Genomic DNA, 19,333 nt, shown 5'->3' with positions numbered 1-19,333 from the left:
GTGGGACAACGCGGCCCAAATCGTGATAGGTGGCTCCGTTAACAGCAGGCTGATCAACCGAACCCATGCCCAATACACTCGCCTTTATAATGCTCTTTATCTGGCCGCTGATCATGGCCGTGCTGTTCAAGAAACTCTCGCCTGACCGGGCGCTGATCTGGTCGTTTCTGGGTGCATTCATGCTGCTCCCGACCGGCGCTTACTTTGACCTTCCACTGGTCCCGACACTGGACAAATACACGCTCCCAAGCGTCGCGGCGCTGGTGCTGAGCCTGACGATGGTGAAGCAAAAGATCCGGTTTTTCCCCGAATCCAAGCTGGCCTCGGTTCTGATGGTCGGCTACGTCTTCAGCCCATTTTTTTCAGTCATGAGTAACCCTGAACCCGTATTTTGGGGGGTACGGGTTTTGCCTGGGCTGACAATTTATGACGCCATCTCAGAAGTGATGAAACATGGTATTGCGCTGATCCCCTTCATCCTAAGCTTCAATCTGTTGGCCACCCGCAAAGCCAGGCACACCTTCCTCACCGTCTATATGCTCGCCGGTTTATTTTATTCGATCCCGATGTTGGCAGAGATCAGACTCAGTCCGCAAATCAACTACTGGGTTTACGGCATGTTCCCGGAGCTTTTCGGCCAGCAAATTCGCTTTGGCGGTTTCCGCCCTGTCGTATTCATGGGCCATGGCCTCGTGACCGCCTTTTTCATGTTGATGGCCGTCATGTCCACCGCAACTCTATGGCGTGGCTCCAACCCTGACGAACCTTTTCCATATCCGGCTGCTTTCGCCTGGTTGGCGCTTATTCTTATCCTGTGCAAAACGGTGGGCGTGGTCTTGTTCGCAGTCATGTTCGTTCCCATCATTCTGTTTGCCGGAACACGAATCAAGGGCTGGGCGATCATGGTCTGTGCCACGTTCCTGATTAGCTATCCCGTTCTGCGTTCAATGGATGCGGTTCCCGTCGATGAAATGGTGGACTATGCGGCGCTCATCCAGGCCGAACGCGCGCAATCGCTCGAATTCCGTTTCGACAACGAAAAGATACTGCTTGACCATGCCGCGAGAAAACCCGTTTTCGGCTGGGGCTATTGGGGGCGCAACCGGCTTTATGATCTGGAAACCGGACAATCCACCGTGACTACGGACGGGCACTGGATCATCGTGATCGGCATGCTGGGGTGGACCGGCTATATCTGTGTCTTTGGCCTGTTGACACTTCCCCTGTTCAAGCTCTGGTTCCTGCGAAAAAGATGGCCCGCCGATCGGGAAGTACACATTATTTACGGCATTGCGCTGATGCTGGGAGTGAATTTGATCGATCTGATCCCAAATTCGACGATTAACCATCTGACATGGACACTCGCAGGATTGCTTCTGGCCAGCTCGACCGTAGCCGCCCGGGCCGAATTCCAAACGGCAGCCGATCCTTCTGAAAACGATGTCAAAGACCCCCCCGAAACGCCGCCTGCTGCCGCCCTGCACCAGCGCCATGTTCGCAAGCCTCGTTCTGCTGAGAGGAAAGCACCCGTAGGGCGTACCAGCCGGACGAAGCGCTAGACGCCTGTCCTGTCTCTAGACCTAGACCCCTGGCGATTTTGCGATCCCTGCTGCTGCGGCGGCTGCGCGCAGCAGAATTTTCAGACTGACTTTCCAGAGCGGGACAGGCATAAGAACCACCAACGCCATTTGCCTTTAACGAGGAACTTTCTGTATTTTGTCCACCCTTGCCTCTCCTCCTCCCCGATTCACGATCCAGTTTCCCAAGGGCTCCTATAAGCTGGGCGTCAACGTCGCTGATGCGGACAGCCTTCTGGACCTTGCGCGCACTCGGCTGGCTGCTTGCGATGGTTTTGCGGTTGCCACCATCAATCTGGATCATTTGGTCAAGCTCCGCAGTCCGGGCCCGTTTCGGGATGCTTATGCCGCGCAGGATTTCGTTGTTGCGGACGGCAATCCAATTGTCTGGTTGTCGCGGTTGGCAAAGCAGCCCGTAGACTTGGTGCCGGGCTCGGATATGGTTTTGCCATTGGCCCGACTGGCGAAGGAAACCAACACGCCCGTCGCCCTGTTGGGAAGTACGGATGATATCCTGGCCGTCGCAGCTAAGAAACTCGCCGAAGATGTACCCGGGTTGGAAATAGCAGGCGCTTTCGCGCCTCCCTTTCCGTTCGATCCGGAAAGCGCTGCGGCCGACGACCTGCTCGATCGGGTTGCGACAAGCGGTGCACGGCTGGTTTTTCTGGCGCTTGGTGCCCCCAAGCAGGAAATCCTCGCCGCACGTGGCCGCACCCGCACGCCCCAGCTTGGCTTTGCTTCCATAGGTGCCGGTCTTGATTTTGTTGCCGGAAGCCAGACCCGCGCCCCTGCATGGGTCCGCAAGCTTGCATTGGAATGGGTGTGGCGGATGATGACCAATCCGCGCCGACTGGCCAAACGCTATGCTTTATGCGCCATGATCCTGCCCGGGCTGGCGGTGGACGCCCTGAGGCAGAGCCGTAGCCGGTGAGTAGGAAAGGTAGGTAGCGCGCTTATCTAGCTGCGTATGGCATGTCGGGTGTGCATTTTCGACGCCAGCAAAGCCTTGGTGCTGACCAACACCGTCATCAGCCTTGACCTCACGACAGGATCAGGCCCAAATCCAATTGTCCACAGACCGCCGTCAAACGATGCCCACCGGATATGTGGAGCAACCTGTAATCGACATTGGCGAACAAGCGACGTTATTTGCATAGGGGTAGCCTAAATTGGTTGAAAGAGTTACAGAATTGCCCTCAGGAGATCAGATCGGGGATCGATGTGAATAGCGCGTTAATTGGTGCCACTGGGTTTGTAGGCGGCAACCTGGCAAGACACGGCTTCTCGAAACACTATGCGTCTCGCAATATCGCTGAAGTGGCAGGCAAAAGTTTTGATACTGTGGTGTGCGCAGCAGCGCCGGGATCGATGTTTGAGGCAAATGCCTCTCCAGACCGCGACAAGGCGCAGATAGACGCCCTTGCCAGCCATCTGACCAGCCTGAAGACAGATCAATTCGTGCTCATCTCTTCAATTGCAGTTCTCGCCGATTTCGCTGGGAAAGACGACGAGACATCAACGCGATTTCAGCAAGAGCTTGCATATGGTCGCCATCGTCGTGCGCTTGAGGAAGTGTGTTCTGATCACTTTGATAGGTGCCTGATAATGCGCCTGCCCGCCCTGTTTGGGCCAAGACTAAAGAAGAATTTCATCTTTGACATTCTGAACCCTGTTCCAACGATGCTTACCCCTGATCGCATGTCAGAGGCGCGGGAGTTGGACTCTGGCGCATGGGCTGACCGCCTCGACAGCATTTATCAATGGGATAGCGATGTGAACATGCACCGGATTGATAGGGCGGTGCTGGATGCCACCGGCGATCGTGCCGAGATGGAAAAGGTCCTTTCGGAGGCTGGGATATCTGCAGTCGGATTTACCAACCCTCAATCCACATACCAGTATTACAATCTGGATCGGCTTTGGGATGACGCGCAAAACGCACTTGCTGCGGAGATTGATGTGCTTCATCTGGCGACAGAACCGCTGCGGGCCGACGCCATTCACCTTGCCGTAACCGGGCGCGAGATGCCTGAAAGCGCTGCAAAAATTCACCATGAGGACATGCGAAGCTGTCATACGCAGCTCCTTCGCGGCGAAACAGGCCCATACCTGTCCAGCGCCGAAGAGGTATTGGAAGAGCTTTGCGCATTCACAACGTCCGCCAAGGACAGCAGGGCATGAATTTCGCGGTTTCAAATATCGCGTGGAAGTCGGATGAGCGCCTTGCGGCATATGCGGCCTTGGCTGCGCAGGATGTGCGCGGGCTGGAAATCGCACCCGGCCTTCTGTTTGACGGGGCCGAGGATGTATTCGTGCCCGATGAGGCCCTCGCACAAGAACGTCTTTCTGAGGTCGCGGATGCGGGTTTGTCCTTGGTGTCGATGCAATCCCTGCTGTTTGGCGTTGAGGGGGCGGCCCTATTTGAAGGCGAGGCTGCACTTGCGCGGCTGGTCACGGGCATGAAGCGGGCAATTGATCTGGCTGGTCGATTTGAAATCCCCAATCTTGTTTTCGGCTCTCCCAAGCAGCGGGTTATTCCCGAGGCGATGACCCGGACGCAGGCAACCGATCATGCAGAAGTGGTTTTTCAACAACTGGGCGACTACGCGGCCAGCGCGGGGACCACGATTGGCATGGAAGCCAATCCGGCAGTCTATGGAACGAACTTTCTGACGCATGCAGAGGCCGCTGCGGAGTTTGTACGAAATCTTGACCACCCCGCGATCAAGATGGTTTTTGATGTCGGTACCATGCATCTCAACGACGCGTTTGATCAGAGCACCAATCTTATTGCTGAACATGCCCCGATCTTGTCGCATGTCCACATCAGTGAACCCTATCTGGAACCGGCACCAGCTCAGGCCGAAACAGCGGCCACGATCCTGCATGCACTTGGGTCCGTCAAATACGATCACTGGGTGTCTATCGAGATGAAGGCGGCGCCAGAAAATCGCGTCGATCAGATGAGCCAAGCGGTGCAACGACTTAGAAACGCTGATGAAATGGCGAAGAGAGTCTCATGATCACGCACGCTGTTCTCCCTGCAGATCCTCAATCTACTCCGCCCAGAGAGGATGTCCTGATCTCTCTCTGCTTTCCCGATGTGCCACCCATCGCCGCGCATTTTGAGACGATCAAGCGACTGGCAGATGAAATCGCGCAAAAATACCGGTACTGGGAAATTGTCCTCGTATCAGATGCCGCCGAGGCGCAGGCCTACCAGTCGTTGCTGCAGTCCACTCAGAATATCCGGATTATCAAGTTGCGCGCGGGCGTTCAGCCCTATCAGCGTCGCGTCATTGCCGCACTGGAGGCAATCGGAGATATCGTCCTACTGTCTTCAGCAAGTGAATTTCACGCTATCGATCTGGTCGAGATGATCGAGCAAGCTCGCACGCAGGACAGCGTTGTGATTGGGATGCGCGAGCAATCAAATATCCTTAATCCGGCAGTCATTGCGCTTGGCAACCTCAGCGGGTTTCGGGCCACCGCGCGCAATATGGCGTCAGCCGCCTACCCGCGGACCTTGTTGAACAGGCTGCTGTCCTATCCTGACAGACAATTGGTGCTGCGGTTCATTCCGCGTGATTCCGCGCTGCCGGTGATCTACATGCCAGCAACGGCAGATCAGGAACCGCGCGGGCTGAGTGGCGTAGGTCAGCGCCTCAGCCTGATCCAACGCCTCCTTGTCAATGCCGCACCGCGTGTTCTGGGTTTTCTGTCGATCTTGTCGGCGATCACGGCAATTTCGGCCTTTCTGTTTGCGATCTACGCAGTGATCGTGTGGATCATGCTCGACACCATCCAACCGGGCTGGCTGACGACCTCTCTGGCGATCAGCACAACCACATGTTTTCTCGGCGTGTCTATTTTTGGTCTGTCCAGCGGATTGCAAAAGCTGATTGAACTGGTCTCGCCAAATCAAATGCTGGACGTTGTCGGAGAAGAAAGTTCTGGCGATCTCTTTGGTCAGGTCATCCATGAGTTGAATGTCGAAGTCGCGCTGGACAGCGCGGAAGAACCTGACAAAGCCGCCATTTCTGTCACTGGGACGACACAGAAGCCCCCGTTTGATGATCAATGAAACTGATTTCGATGTCGATTATCTGATAATCGGCGGTGGGTTTTACGGCTGCTGCCTGGGGCTGTTTCTTCGCTCCATCTCTGACAAAGTCGCAATTGTTGAAACCGCTGACCGGATTATGGAGCGGGCAAGCCGGGTCAATCAAGCGCGCGTGCATTCAGGGTTTCACTATCCGCGCAGTGTCTTGACAGCCGTAAAATCTCAAACGCTTCACCGACGTTTTGCCGATGATTTTCCTGACGCCGTTAAGACAGACTTTCGCATGCTCTACGCCATTGCGCGTAACCATTCAAAGGTCTCGGCCTTGCGTTTTGAGCGCATGTTTCGCGATATGGGCGCCTCGATCCAAGCCGCCAGCGCCGCCCAATCGACTTTGTTCGACCCTGACCTCATCGACTCGGTTTTCGACTGCACCGAGTACGCATTCGATTTTTCGATCCTCAGGGATGGGTTGATGGCACGAATCGACGCGCTAGGAATGGAACTCATGCTCAATACCGAGGTCCAGAACGTGACCGAGGAAAACGGGGGTGTTACCGTCACCTTGTCTTCGGGGCGAGAGGTCCGTGCGCGCTATGTCTTTAACGTCACCTATGCCCATATCAACGAGATATTGCGCATGGCTGACCTCCCTCCGGCCAAGCTCAAGTTTGAACTGACCGAAATCGCATTGATCCAGCCTCCGGAAGAGCTGACGGGCGCTGCTGTCACTGTCATGGATGGTCCGTTCTTCTCCGCCATGCCCTACCCGGCTGAAGACCTCTATTCGCTGACTCATGTTCGCTATACGCCACATCTAAGCTGGAACAGCACGCAGACCCAAAACGCGCCCTATGACATCGCGCGCGGCTATAGCAACACCAGCCGTGCACGATACATGATTCAGGATGCGAAACGGTTCATGCCTTGCCTCTCCGAAGCTAAGGTCAAGACCTCTCTCTTTGATGTCAAAGCAGTGTTGATCAAGAACGAAGACGATGACGGACGTCCGATTTTGTTCCAGAGGCGCCCCGACAGTTCGCATGTCATTTCAATTCTGGGCGGCAAAATCGACAATATTTATGATCTCTTCGAATTGGTCCGCACGATTGATCCTGCCATGTCGCAAGCAGATGATCGGTACGTCCTGCAACGAGCTGGCCGATGAGTGATATCCCTAAGGCAATCTATGATGCGCTGATGCAAAGGGCGCAATTCCTGCGCTTTGGGATCGTCGCGGTGATCGGGCTGAGCGTTGACCTTGGCGTGGCCTGGGTTTTGGCGCAGGTCTGGGCTGTGCCACTACCGATCGCGGCGACGGTTGGATTTCTCTGTGGTGCCGTACTCAATTATGGAATGCACGAGCTTTGGACGTTTCAAGACCGGTCAGGGCGGCTATCTCTTAAGCGCCTGTTTGCCTATCTCCTGAGCCTCTGGTTCGTGCTGGCCGTCCGATTGGGTGGCATCGCCGTCCTTGGTTGGCTTTTGCCGGACTATACATTTCTTATCCTGATTGCGGCGACCGGCCTGTCTTTTTGTGCCAACTATATCGTCAGCAAATCATTGATTTTCCGAAGCGCGGAAGGCCCCGACGACAATGAACGCAACTGACCAGAGCCCAGCGTGCGGGGCCGCCAGCCGTTATGGCGATGGCACATTTGCCTCTGTTGCAATAGACAAATCACAATTTTATCCAAATGGCCAATCCCCATTTCGCTTCCAGCAAGAGCAGGTACATCACCTTGAATTCACACGAACTGAATGATGCCGACTGGCAACTCCCGACTTACGAGACGGCTCTCTATGCCGAGAAACAGCATAGGTATGCTCTGGTCATTCCGGTGATAAACGAAGGAGACCGAATTCGGGGTCAGTTGCAGCGGATCGCGGATGCCGCGCTCTCGGTGGACGTCATCGTGGCTGACGGTGGCTCTGTCGACGGATCTCTGGACCCTGAGTTTATCACAACCTTGCCTGTCCGGGCGGTGTTGACGAAAACCGGCGAGGGGCGCCTGTCTGCACAATTGCGCATGGCTTATGCTTGGTGTCTGCGCGAGGGGTATGAGGGCATCGTCACGATCGACGGCAACGGCAAGGATGGGGTCGAGGCCGTGAATGATATGGTCGCGCAGTTGGAGGCCGGCTGTGATTATGTACAGGGCTCGCGTTATCTGCCGGGTGGAATGGCCGAAAACACGCCGCTGGAGCGCACAATCGCCAACCGAGGCATTCACGCTCCCCTGCTCAGCCTCGCGGGCCGGAATTGGTTCACGGACACGACCAACGGATTTCGCGCCTACTCGGCCCGCTATCTGCTGGACCCGCGGGTGCAACCCTTTCGCGACGTTTTCCAGCGCTACGAGTTGCTGTTCTATCTGACTGTGCGGGCCGGACAGATCGGCATGAAAGTGGCACAGCTGCCGGTTCAGCGGCGCTATCCGCCGAATTCCGCCGTGCCAACCAAGATCGATGGGATTTCAGGGAAACTCGCGGTGCTCAAGCAAACCTTTGCGGCGGCCATGGGACGGTTCGCGCCTTGAGCCAACACAGATTTTTCGTTTAGCTAATTTTGATGTCGGCAGATTAAGAGAGAACGCCATGCCAAATGACACTGGTCGCTCCGCCTCCCCAATCGGTTTGATGATCCTGGCGCTGGTCCTGCTCTTTGGCGCTGTGCAACTGTATTACTGGACCGACCGCAGCATCTGGATTGACGAAATCTCGCAGCTGCTCAACTTTCCACTGGAAAGCTTGGCGCAAGCCTTTGGTCCCCTGCCCGTGGCGCAGCAGGCGGGGCCGCCGCTGTTCAACTTGCTGCTTCACGCTATTTCCGGGCTGTCATTTGGTGCCATGCGCATCGTCATGATCGTGTTGACGCTCGGCGTAGTGCTGGCCGCACTGCTTGGAGCCTTTGAGCGACGCCCGCTGCCGATTGCGGCAGGGCTTTTTGTTTTGTTGTCTCATCAGCCCTTCCTGATCAACGCCTCCATGCTAAAATTCTATGCCTTCGATATCGCTGGTTTTGCGATATTTGCGGCCTGGATCTATTCCAAAGATCGGAACGAAGCATTCGGCTGGCGTGATGTCGTCATTCTTTTGGCCGGGCTGCTGATCGGCGTTTCTACCATTGTCGGGGCTTGCATCGTGGTGGCGGTGTTCCTGGCCCTGCGCCTTTCACAGCGGGAGCTCGGCGCGGGTGAGATCGCGCTCGGTGGCCTCGTCGTCGTTGTGGCTCTGGCCTATTACCTACAGATCAATCACGCGACTAAAATCCAGATCACCGCATTTCCTGATGCCTATGGGCGGCACGGTCTCGCGGCGATTTCGAAATTCGGCGAGGCCGCATTTCAGCTGTTTCAGATGAGAGGTGCGGCCATCCTGCTGGTGGTACTCGCAGTCGCGGTGGGCGCGCTCATTTTTCTGAGTGGCGCCAGGCGGTCGCAGCTTGCCGGGCTGACGCTGTTCGCCGCAGTTGTATTGAGTGTCTTCCTCGGGCTGGCGGCAGTCGGCAAATACCCGGCTGTAAGCTCGCGCCATCTGGTCTGGATGCTGGGGGTCTTTCCCGTGTTTGCCGGCGCAGTGGTAGATTGCCTGACACCGCCAAGGGATCATGCCCGGCGGTGGTTCGCAATTGGCGGACTGATCCTCCTCGCCTTTGCATTTGTCGGCACCGGGTTGCGGGTGGTTATGAAGTGGCCTCCGCAGGTTGTCGAAGGAGCCAGTGAACAGATTGTCGATACTCTGGCCGACCTGCCGCCGTCGAAGGTGCTGCAATATTTCGGGTCCTTTCGGTTGATCCAGCTGATGATCGAACGCGGTGCGCCGATCACCCAACATACCTATGTCCCGGCCCTTTCGGCTTCGAGTGGGGCAATCGATCCGTCCTATTTTGGCGCGGAATGGCAAGATATGGACGACGATCTGTTCTCTGAAAAGATCGAAGAAATGTTGCGAAACGACCCGATCGGCTGGGCCAAGATGTATGTCATTCTCCGCATGCGCGGCGACTTTCGCCCATTGGCGCGCTTTGTCCTCGACTCAGCGCCTACAGATGGCAGCACCTTTTATATCACCTCCATTCATGCAACCTGGCCCGCTCAGCCGGGGCGGGCCGCATTCGGACTTCAACAGGTGCTGGATGAGCGATCTTGCAAATATGCGCCGCTGGCAATCTTTGATACGCTTCTTAGTCCAGGCTATATCCTTGAGGTCAGCTGTCCTGTGACGGAGTGAAATATGAGGAGAGCATGACCATAAGTGTCGGCAGCTGACGTCTATGGTGTCATCAGGAAGAGTGACTTGGATAATCGGGCAGCATGGGTAGTATGATCACGTTCAGTCCAACGTCCACGACCCTGCCCCTTGATCGACGGCGACGATGGCATCTGATACTGTCCGCTTGAACTTCAATCTCTGGGGAACCTTCTGAGGCCGACGTTCTTGCGAATGCTGGAGACTGACAATGCTTGCACGCCTTCGGCGTCATACCCCGCACGTGCTGATCAAGGCGTTGTCTGCGTGCGGACTTATACGCGGTGCGCCGGAACCTGCGGGTAACGATGCAATTGAAAGGCTCTATGCCAACCCGCCCCACCCGTTGAAAGGGCCAGTTTCGGTCTATTTCATCGGTCATTCGCTCATGGGGCGCGATATGCCTGCGATGCTGGCGCAACTGGCGGGCGCGGATCACACCTATGACATCCAGTTGGGTTGGGGCGCGACACTGCAATCCCATTGGGAGCCTGACATCCCGGTCAACGGTTTTGCCGAGGAAAACGCCCACACACACTACCGTGACGCTCATGAGGCCGTGGAAAGCGGTGACTATCGGGCAATCGTGCTGACAGAGATGGTCGAGATACGGGATGCAATCGAGTATTATGACAGCTGGGACTACGTCGCCCGCTGGGCAAAGGCAGCATGGGCGACTGATCCCAATACGCGCCTGTATCTTTACGAGACTTGGCCGGAACTCGATACCGAGGAAGGATGGCTCCTGCGTCTGTCACGCGATCTCGATAGGTATTGGGAGCGCGAGATCCTTGACCGGGCGTTAAACGTAGATGGCGTTGACCTGCCAATATACGTCATTCCCGGCGGTCAGGTCATGGAGCGGATGACAGCGGAGCTAAGCAGGTCGGGGGGCGTTTCGGGGCTTGCCACATACAAGGATCTTTTTTCCGACAACATCCATTTCAACGATCTCGGGGCCTATCTTATTGCGTTGACCCATTATGCGGTCTTGTACCAAAAGGATCCGTCCGGCTTGCCTTATGAGCTTCTCAAGGCCGACGGCAGCACAGCTGATGCTCCGACAGCAGAAGCCGCAAGGCTTATGCAGCGGGTGGTCTGGGATGTTGTAACGGGTTATCGCCGGAGCGGGGTGCGTCGCGCCACTTAATGGCATCGCGATCTCGTGCTCGCTGAGATGCCAATGACGGTGCAAACTGTGCGATAATTTGGACCGCAGGGAAAATAGTGTAGCAGAACCCTATTTCTGCCCATATTAGGGACAATAACTCCTTTGACGCCGTCACTATTCTGAATTGAGCTCTGCACGTTATGCCCAAACTGTTGATTGTTGGTACCGGATATGTTGCGGATCTCTATCTGCGTTCGCTGAAGCTCTATCCAGAGATTGAGATCGCAGGATGTTTTGATCGCGATGCCGCGCGACTGTCCCAATTCTGCGAATATTGGTCGGTGCCCGCAGTCGATAGTCTTGAGGCGCTTTTGGCGCGTGGCACGCCCGGGGATATTCTGGTCAATCTGACCAACCCGGCATCGCATTTCGAAATCTCGCGTATCGGGCTCGACGCGGGTCTGCATGTCTATTCCGAGAAACCGCTCGCCATGCAGATGGATCAGGCCAAGATCCTGAACGAGATGGCGGCAGACCGGGGCCTGCTCCTTGCCTCGGCCCCCTGCAGTTTTCTTGGCGAAGCACCGCAGACGATCTGGGCTGGAGTGCGCGAAGACGTCGTTGGTCCGGTCAGGCTGGTCTATGCAGAGATGGACGATGATTTCATTTCGCAAGCACCGTTCCGTAAGTGGTTCTCCGAAAGCGGAGCGCCATGGCCGGCAAAAGATGAGTTCGAGGTCGGCTGCACTCTGGAACACGCCGGATATTATCTGGCTTGGCTGTTGCCGATGTTCGGCCCGGTTCGAACGGTTGTCGCAGCCTCGGCGGGGCTTGCCGACAAGACGGATGTTACACTGGATGCGGCACCGGATTTTTCGGTTGGCACGTTGTTCTTCGATAGCGGCGTGGTGGCACGGTTGACGTGCTCGATTCTGGCCGTTCACAATCATGAGCTCAGGATTATCGGTGACAAGGGCGTGATCGAGATGGACGAGTGCTGGAACAACGCTGCACCGGTTCGCATGCGCAAGCGTTTCGCCTTGCGTAGACGGCTGGTGAATGCGCCGATGGCTCGTCGATTGAAACTGAAGGGTCCCACCCATGCGAAACTGGGCCGCAAGGGGGCCGCGGCGATGAATTTTGCCTTGGGTGTGGTCGAGATGCGCGACGCAATCGGTGATGAGCGCCCCTGCCGCTTGTCCTCTGATCTGTCGCTTCACATGAACGAAGTGACGCTGGCCCTGCAGAGCGCGGGTGAACATGGCGGGTCCATGGCTATGGAAACCCGGTTCGAGCCGGTGTCGCCGATGCCCTGGGCCGAGAAGCTGGCGCGCTAGAGTATGAGCGCGATTTCCATCCTGATCCCCGCCAACAACGAAGAAGGCTATATCGGACCTTGCCTCGATGGGTTGCTGGCGCAGGTGACAACGCGGACCGCCGAGGTCATCGTCTCGGCCAACGCCTGCACGGATGCGACCGTAGAAATCGCCCGGAGCTATGGGACGCGTTTCGCCGGCAAGGGCTGGCGGCTGGAGGTATTGGATTCAGAAATCGGTGGCAAACCGGCGGCCCTCAACCGTGCCGATGCAGCTGCCACAGGCGATATTCGGATCTATCTGGACGCTGATGTCGTAATGTCGCCGCCATTGCTGGACGAACTGGCCCAAACGCTTGACCGGCCAGAGCCGACCTATGCAAGCGGCACATTGGTCGTGAGCCCGGCTGAAAGCTGGATCACCCGCGCCTATGGGCGGATCTGGGTCCGGTTGCCGTTCATGACCGAGGGTGTGCCGGGGGCTGGGCTTTTTGCTGTCAACGCATCCGGGCGCGCAAGATGGGAAGAGTTTCCGGAAATCATCTCGGATGATACCTTTGTGCGCTTGCAATTCAAGCCGGATGAACGGCTTCTTGCCCCTGCCCCCTATTCCTGGCCCTTGGTCGAAGGGTTTTCCTCGCTGGTGCGTGTGCGACGCCGGCAGGACGCAGGCGTCGCCGAACTTGATCGGTTGTACCCCGGTATCCTGGATCGCGAGGGCAAGGCGCCGTTGACGCCCGGATATTTGACGCGCCTTGGCTTGACTGACCCGATCGGATTGGCCGTTTACATCACGGTCAGCCTTGCTGTGCGCGCCAAACGTGGAAACGATTGGAGCCGGGGTCGCTGATGTCTCTGGCCTTTCCCGCGTCTGGGTAGGCTACCGCTAAGGATGAGGATCAAACTTGTGGTCCCAAGGCCCAATCACCCAGAGTAACCAAAATTCGGGCCGGCAAGAAACAATCCATATTGCATTTGATCTACTCAAAATGGCCACATTTTCGTCAGAGAGGCATGGCACTGTAGAATTGAACGCGAGAACCTGCCATTTCGGTGAAATTCTTCGGTCGTAGTTGTTCGTGTGGGAGTATCGTATGTCAGCCTCTGATTCTCAGGCCTCGGTGCTGGGTGCAATTTCCGCGTCCCTCAACTGGGGCGTGTTCTGGCTGCTTGTTGCGACGATTGGCGCAGGCGTGTTTTTTGCCGATGGCATCAATGCGCTACTGGTGGCATGGCAACTGCCGGAATACAGTCACGGCCCACTGATCCCGGTCCTCTCGGCCTTTCTGTTTCTCAAGCAGTTGAAAGACTATCCGATCAACCCGGATGTTTATCGCAATCGCTGGCCGGGTCTTGCGCTTGTGACGGTATCTCTGATGGTTGCGGCCTTGGGCATTCTGTCTGGCATTGATGATATCGTGGCCTACGCGCTGATCCTTTGGGTCGGGGGTATCTTGCTGATCAGCTGGGGCTGGGACACGGGCAGGCATTTCTGGCCCGGCGTTGTGCATCTGGTCTATATGCTGCCGCTGCCGGGCGTAATATACTACAAGACAACGACTTCCTTGCAATTCATGTCATCTGAGCTGGGCGTGGTTTTCCTACGCTTGTTTGACGTTCCCGTGTTTCTGGATGGCAACATCATCGATCTGGGTATTCTCAAGCTGCATGTGGCCGAGGCCTGTTCCGGCCTGCGTTACATGTTCCCGATCATGAGCTTTTCGTATGTTTTCGCCATGCTCTACCACGGACCAAAGTGGCAAAAGGCGTTCTTGCTGCTGGCGGCCGTACCGATTGCGATTTTCATGAATTCGGTCCGTATCGCAGTGGCTGGGATCATTGTGCAGTACTACGGTATTGAGTGGTTGGAAGGCTTTACGCACTTTTTCGAGGGTTGGGTGGTCTTTCTTGCCTGTATCTTGATCCTGTTCGGTCTCGCTTGGCTGATGTTGTTCTTGAACCCTGATCGACCGAGTCTGGTGGATGCGCTTGATCTGGACACTTCAGGTTTGGGGACACAACTGGCACGGCTACAATTTGTGCAACCCTCTAAGGCATTGATTGCCGCCAGTGTGCTGATGCTCGGAGCAACCGTCGCGCTTCAGGCGATCCCCGAACGTGGTAGCCTTGCCCCAGAGCGCGAAAGCTTTGCGCTTTTCCCGCGCTCGCTCGGAGAGTGGCACCAACAGGGGCCTCGACAGAGGCTGACGCCCGAAGTCGCGACAACGCTCGGGGCGGATGACTATCACCAGACCTCGCTTGTCAAGGAAGGCAGTCCGCACTTCGTCGGGCTGTTCATGGCCTGGTACAACGACCAGAGCAAAGGGGGCGTACACAGCCCTGAAATTTGCCTGCCCGGATCAGGCTGGGAGATTGCCTGGCTTGAACGCAGCGACATCACCGAAGTTATGGGCACTGAACTGCCATTCCGCATCAATCGCGCCATCATCCAGAAGGGTGAGACGCGTATGATGGTGTACTATTGGTTCCAGCAAAAGGAGCGTCGTATCGCGTGGGATCTTGCTGCGAAATATTGGCTGATGGTTGATGGCATTACGACGGGTCGAACCGATGGGGCGCTGATCCGGCTGACCACCCTAATTGATCCGCGTGAAAGTGATGAAATCGCCGAGGCCCGTTTGATCGAAGTTTTGAAGGAGATGCAGAACCCGCTTGACCGGTTTGTGCCTGATAGCTGACGCGGTTGTCAGGTCGGCGGGTGCCGTCGTGGAGCGTGTAAAACCTTGGATCTGGCGCGGCGAATGCGCGTAAACCACGTCCTGCTTCATGTGCGGTTTGGTGGTTCGTGTTGAGTAGCACGCGGTATCTTCTGCGCTAGGTCGATCACGGGATGTGCTTGCGTCAGGATCCTCGAATCTATGCCGTCTTTTGATGTACTTCGTTAAAGTTGTGTCTATTCTGTCTAAGTGAAAGCTTACCAAGTTGGAGTTTAAGTCATGAAGTTTGTTTATGCGGCCATATTCTCATTCGCCGCCATTGCCGCTGCGCCCGTTCTTACCGCGACGAATGCGTTCGCAGAAGTTCCGCAGAACCGTGTGATTGGCGCCTATATGAACAGCCTGTTTGATCACAGCCGCCCTTGGGGGTCGGTTCCCCCATGGCTGCAACGCATGACCCAAGCCAAGGGAGGGCAATCGGTTGCGGTACAGGGAAGCTATGGCATCCAGCAGCCTTTGGCACCCGATTGGGATCAGAATTGGATGGCCCATGGTGTGCGATCGTCCGGAGCAGCGAACAGTTGGCGAGGTGTAGATGCCGCCAACATCACAGATATCATTATCCTCACGGACAACTTTTCTGGCCCGCCCGTCTATGCCTCGCAAGGGTCAAACCCGGACCCAAGTGCCGGCGGTCAGATTCCAAGGCCTCCCGCTGAAGGTAAGGCCCTATACTGGGGCGATGAGCTTACTGAGCTTGTTACGGCACACGAGACCAACGTCACGGACAAGCCTAACTACTGGATTTACGAGGTTTGGGCAGACGGAGGCAAAATTCTCAAAGAAAGTAACGGCGCGGGGTCGCCCAGAAAGTTTGCTGCGTGGAGAGAACGAACAACCACGCAATATGCCTATTCGAAATGGTTCGATAACCTGCTGAGCCAGACAAAGGCGAATGTTCCCGGGGCGGCCTCGCGGATCAAAATGATCCCTGTCGCGCGCACCATGGTGTCGGTCATGGAGAATACCCCGGCTTCTGCAATTACCGCTGACGAATGGTTCGAGGATGACGCGCCGCATGGGTCACATACGCTGTATCTCTTGGCTGCCATGATCGTCTATTCAGCTTTGTACCAGGAACCAGCCCCAATGCCGGATTTCTCGGGGTCGGATGTGAACGACACATTCAAAAGCAATTACAATGTGATAGCTGATCATATTTACAATTCACTTTAAGTGAAATCTGAAGGGTTACCTCGCCGTTCCCTAGCGGTTCCGCTGGTGAGCGGCGAAGCAATACGGGCTATCCAGTGAAGTTTTGGCGGGGCCATGTGCTTCGTGCTTCGAAGCGCAAAGTGGATCATGTCAGGGTTTGAAATGCGGTGGATATCCCGGCCAGCCACTAACACGACTGCTAGTAGCCGCTGGAATCGTATTCTTCTGTGCTGGCTAGATAGCGGCACTTATTGAGCACTACCCCCATGACATTGGTTCGTGCTTCGATATCCTGCTTGCACTTGCCGATCTCATCCAGAGTGGTCGCTTCGGCTGCGCCTATCAATAGCGCGCAGTCTATTTGGTCCAAAAATGCAAGTGTGTCGTCGGCGACAAGCATTGGCGGCATGTCGAATATCATCAGGTCAGGCTCATACCGAGCCTCGATGTTGTCGATCACTTCGGCGGCGGTCAAACCCTGCAACAGTTCTGCGGTACTGGGCGCACGACTGTGGCTCGTCGCGAACGCAAGGTTGTCGCCATAACGCAGAATATGCTTTTCGGCGGGTTCTACGCCAGCAAGGGCCGCCGCAAAGTTTGTTTTTTGGTTGTGCCCCAGCATTCGTGCCATTGCCGGACTGCGCAAATCCATTTCCAGAACCATGACTCTGATGTCGGTTTGGCGAGCGAGACTGAAGGCGAGATTGAGGCTGAGTGTTGTTTTGCCACAGTTGGCACCCGGGGAGGTGATCGCGACGCGGCGCCAGTTGTTGTGCCGCATCTGGTGCAGCAATTTGGTCCGCATGACGTCAAACGGTGTCGCAGCCGTATTTGCCTGATAGGTCAGGATCATGTTGCGGTTCAGGTGTTTGGCATCGACTTTGACGGATGGTAGTGATTGCCACAGCGTTGCCAAACCCGTGCCGGGCTTGTTCGCCGCGTTGTCCGGCGAAGCGCCGTCAGCCACTGACGGCTTGCCTGAATTGCTCTCGGATTTTCCTTTCGCGGCTTCGCGTTCACGGCGGGCTTTTTCAATGGCAGAACTCAGACGTTCCATGCTCTATCCTCCAACCGTGCCAGTAAGTTGATCGACGACCGACTGCAAACCAAGTTTCTCTATCAATTTGTCAACGATCAGGTCGATCGGCATCACGTGCAGATGAACCATGTAAAGCCCGAGCGGCAGACCTATCGCGACACCGAGCAGGATTGCCGTGATCAGGAAGCGGCGCATGAACTTCTGTCGACCGGTGCGGATATAGGGCAAAGTCGCAAAAGGCTCGCGCCCCAGGGCATTGGTCAGCTCCACGGGTCGACGGATGGAACGGTTGAGCAACTCGAGTAGAAAAATGAACCCAAGCCCTGCTGCGATGCCGCCGCCCACACCTGCTGCCAGAATTTTCTTGCGGTTTGGCTTTGAGGGCGACTCAGGCGTGCTTGCCGGTTCGATCACGACGATACGTTGGCCTTTTGACAGGGTTTCAATCCGGTCACCGGTCCGGGCCTCGTTGAGCGAGGCAGTGGCCTGATCGAATTGCAGGCGGGTATTTTCATAGTCACGCTCGAGCGTGCCAAGCGTGATGGCGTTTTCGGGCGTGGCATTGATCGAGGCCGTCAGTTCAAGCATTTCAGCTTCGACCACTTCTTTCTGCTCGGCGAGATAGGCGATTTGCCCATCGATATCCGATATCTGAAGATCGTATGCAGTGGCCAATGGGCTGCTGTTTTCACTACCTTGGCGTTCGACCGCCACTTCAAGTGCTCTGACCTGTGCCTGAAGAGATCGCACGCGCGGGTTTTCAGGAGAGTAGATCACCAAGGCAGAGGCAAGTTGTTCCTGCAATTCACGCAATTGCCTTTGCTCGGGTGACAGGCTTGTATCGTTCAGATCAACTCTGCCGGTGCGCTCAAACAGCTCTTCCAGTCGGCCACGTCGGTCTGTGAGGGCCGAGAGTTCACGACTGATTTGCAAGGCGCGCTCTTGCAAGGCGGCCAGCCGGGTACGGCGATAGTTGAGGCTTTCGGGCAGCGCATCCTTGTGTTGCAGTTTGAATTCGAGAATGCGGGCGTCTTGCTCACCCAGCCTCTTGTCGAGCCGAGTGACTTCGTTTTCAAAGAAATCCAATGTTTGTCCGGAGGTTTCCGTCCGCAGTGCTACGTTCTGCTGCAAAACCTGGGTCAAAAGGTCGTTGGTGACTTCTACAGACAACTCTGGCGACGAGGCCTCGAAGGACAAGAGCACTATTCCGGCCGTTTCAAGGGCATGCGGCAGAATGATCCCGACCCGGTTGCGCATATCATCGACGATCATATCGGCGCTGGTGGTCGGCGTTCCGGCATACACGTTGAACTTGCGCGCCATTTCCAGCAAATTCGCTCGGGTCAGCACGCGTTGCTGAATGACGCTGAGCAGTTCGAGCGCACCGGCGCGTACAGTTGAAGCGGCCAGATCGTCAGGAATTTGAGGCGACTCGACCAAAAGCCGTGCCTCTGCCCGGTATATCGGAGGAAGCGTGTACGCGAGGACGCCACCGATCGAGCTGAAGACGATTGCGATGAGCAAGAAATAGTGAATACGCCGCATGAACAGGGAAAGGTAAAATTTCACCTCGTCAATCATTTAGATGTCTTTCTTCTGTTCATCTCAGGCAGTAAAAAATGCTCTGCGTTGATCTGCAAGATACTCTTGCGGGAAATATAGTCCAGACCCCGGAGAGTTCACAGGGCTGGTTCCAACTCCTAGATGTATCCTGTTGTGTTCTGTGCCGTTTTTGGCGCGCTCTGCCCAAGCGGATGAAGTGTTTACAAAACGTTGGGTCGGGGGGGCCAACTGCGGCGGTGACCGGTTCTGTGTCGGTTTGGCGGACGAAAACGCATGGTGCGAGTTGTTTCCCTTCAAGGACACATATTGCGCAATATTGTTGCGTGAAGCTGAACAATGTTGGCCACTGCGGTGTTTGCGTGTTGGTATCGTGCAGACGGCCCTTCTGACGATGTACTCATTGTCGCTTGAACGCGGGAGAGTTCTGAACAGGCAGTAGGGCCACCATGCTACTTTGCGCCCTCAAAGTCGCCCCGCCCGCCTCACAAGTGTCGGTGGACAGGCGAGCGACGAATCCCGCC

At 56.0% G+C, this 19,333-nt stretch carries 16 protein-coding genes; 14 read left to right on the top strand and 2 right to left on the bottom strand.

Going from position 1 to position 19,333, the window contains the following annotated elements; translation table 11 throughout:
* Positions 1 to 113 precede the first annotated feature (113 nt).
* From ABJO75_RS15405 to ABJO75_RS15340, 14 genes are all read left to right on the top strand, one after another.
* The gene (locus tag ABJO75_RS15405) at positions 114 to 1,559 is read left to right on the top strand and encodes a hypothetical protein (protein WP_348134370.1); all 1,446 of its coding nucleotides are present in this window, start codon (positions 114 to 116) and stop codon (positions 1,557 to 1,559) included.
* A 157-nt stretch (positions 1,560 to 1,716) separates the two neighbouring features.
* Complete coding sequence (locus ABJO75_RS15400) at positions 1,717 to 2,508, top strand: WecB/TagA/CpsF family glycosyltransferase (protein WP_348134368.1); 792 nt, start codon at positions 1,717 to 1,719, stop codon at positions 2,506 to 2,508.
* 290 nt (positions 2,509 to 2,798) lie between these two features.
* Positions 2,799 to 3,758 (top strand): NAD-dependent epimerase/dehydratase family protein, encoded by a 960-nt coding sequence (locus ABJO75_RS15395; RefSeq protein ID WP_348134367.1) that lies wholly within the window; start codon positions 2,799 to 2,801, stop codon positions 3,756 to 3,758.
* Positions 3,755 to 4,600 (top strand): sugar phosphate isomerase/epimerase family protein, encoded by an 846-nt coding sequence (locus ABJO75_RS15390; protein WP_348134366.1) that lies wholly within the window; start codon positions 3,755 to 3,757, stop codon positions 4,598 to 4,600. Before ABJO75_RS15395 ends, ABJO75_RS15390 begins: the two co-directional genes overlap by 4 nt.
* A complete protein-coding gene (locus ABJO75_RS15385; protein ID WP_348134365.1) occupies positions 4,597 to 5,661 on the top strand; it encodes a hypothetical protein in 1,065 nt (354 codons plus the stop codon). The genes ABJO75_RS15390 and ABJO75_RS15385 overlap by 4 nt, the downstream gene beginning before the upstream one ends.
* On the top strand, positions 5,651 to 6,808 hold the full coding sequence (locus ABJO75_RS15380) for an FAD-dependent oxidoreductase (protein WP_348134363.1): 1,158 nt from the start codon (positions 5,651 to 5,653) through the stop codon (positions 6,806 to 6,808). The genes ABJO75_RS15385 and ABJO75_RS15380 overlap by 11 nt, the downstream gene beginning before the upstream one ends.
* Positions 6,805 to 7,251: a GtrA family protein gene (locus ABJO75_RS15375; protein ID WP_348134361.1), complete on the top strand. Its 447-nt coding sequence runs from the start codon at positions 6,805 to 6,807 to the stop codon at positions 7,249 to 7,251. The genes ABJO75_RS15380 and ABJO75_RS15375 overlap by 4 nt, the downstream gene beginning before the upstream one ends.
* A 131-nt stretch (positions 7,252 to 7,382) precedes the next feature.
* Positions 7,383 to 8,180, top strand: coding sequence for a glycosyltransferase family 2 protein (locus ABJO75_RS15370; RefSeq protein ID WP_348134359.1), 798 nt, complete (start codon positions 7,383 to 7,385; stop codon positions 8,178 to 8,180).
* Between the two features lie 58 nt (positions 8,181 to 8,238).
* A complete protein-coding gene (locus ABJO75_RS15365) occupies positions 8,239 to 9,873 on the top strand; it encodes a hypothetical protein (RefSeq protein ID WP_348134357.1) in 1,635 nt (544 codons plus the stop codon).
* A gap of 229 nt (positions 9,874 to 10,102) precedes the next feature.
* Complete coding sequence (locus ABJO75_RS15360; RefSeq protein WP_348134355.1) at positions 10,103 to 11,041, top strand: hypothetical protein; 939 nt, start codon at positions 10,103 to 10,105, stop codon at positions 11,039 to 11,041.
* A gap of 161 nt (positions 11,042 to 11,202) precedes the next feature.
* On the top strand, positions 11,203 to 12,339 hold the full coding sequence (locus ABJO75_RS15355) for a Gfo/Idh/MocA family oxidoreductase (protein ID WP_348134353.1): 1,137 nt from the start codon (positions 11,203 to 11,205) through the stop codon (positions 12,337 to 12,339).
* A gap of 3 nt (positions 12,340 to 12,342) precedes the next feature.
* Positions 12,343 to 13,167, top strand: coding sequence for a glycosyltransferase (locus ABJO75_RS15350; protein ID WP_348134351.1), 825 nt, complete (start codon positions 12,343 to 12,345; stop codon positions 13,165 to 13,167).
* A 244-nt stretch (positions 13,168 to 13,411) separates the two neighbouring features.
* The gene (gene xrtD / locus ABJO75_RS15345; RefSeq protein ID WP_348134349.1) at positions 13,412 to 15,016 is read left to right on the top strand and encodes a VPLPA-CTERM-specific exosortase XrtD; all 1,605 of its coding nucleotides are present in this window, start codon (positions 13,412 to 13,414) and stop codon (positions 15,014 to 15,016) included.
* Positions 15,017 to 15,274: 258 nt separating this feature from the next.
* The gene (locus ABJO75_RS15340; RefSeq protein ID WP_348134348.1) at positions 15,275 to 16,231 is read left to right on the top strand and encodes a hypothetical protein; all 957 of its coding nucleotides are present in this window, start codon (positions 15,275 to 15,277) and stop codon (positions 16,229 to 16,231) included.
* A gap of 178 nt (positions 16,232 to 16,409) precedes the next feature.
* On the opposite strand, the gene ABJO75_RS15335 is transcribed toward ABJO75_RS15340, so the two are convergent.
* Complete coding sequence (locus ABJO75_RS15335; protein ID WP_348134346.1) at positions 16,410 to 17,267, bottom strand: CpsD/CapB family tyrosine-protein kinase; 858 nt, start codon at positions 17,265 to 17,267, stop codon at positions 16,410 to 16,412.
* Between the two features lie 3 nt (positions 17,268 to 17,270).
* On the bottom strand, positions 17,271 to 18,830 hold the full coding sequence (locus tag ABJO75_RS15330) for a lipopolysaccharide biosynthesis protein (protein ID WP_348134344.1): 1,560 nt from the start codon (positions 18,828 to 18,830) through the stop codon (positions 17,271 to 17,273).
* Positions 18,831 to 19,333: the final 503 nt, after the last annotated feature.

Origin of the sequence: Sedimentitalea sp., assembly GCF_039973035.1 — a bacterium.
Classification (GTDB): Bacteria; Pseudomonadota; Alphaproteobacteria; order Rhodobacterales; family Rhodobacteraceae; genus Sedimentitalea.
Note: the sequence above shows the minus strand (reverse complement) of the source record. Positions and strands in the feature narration are given on the sequence as shown.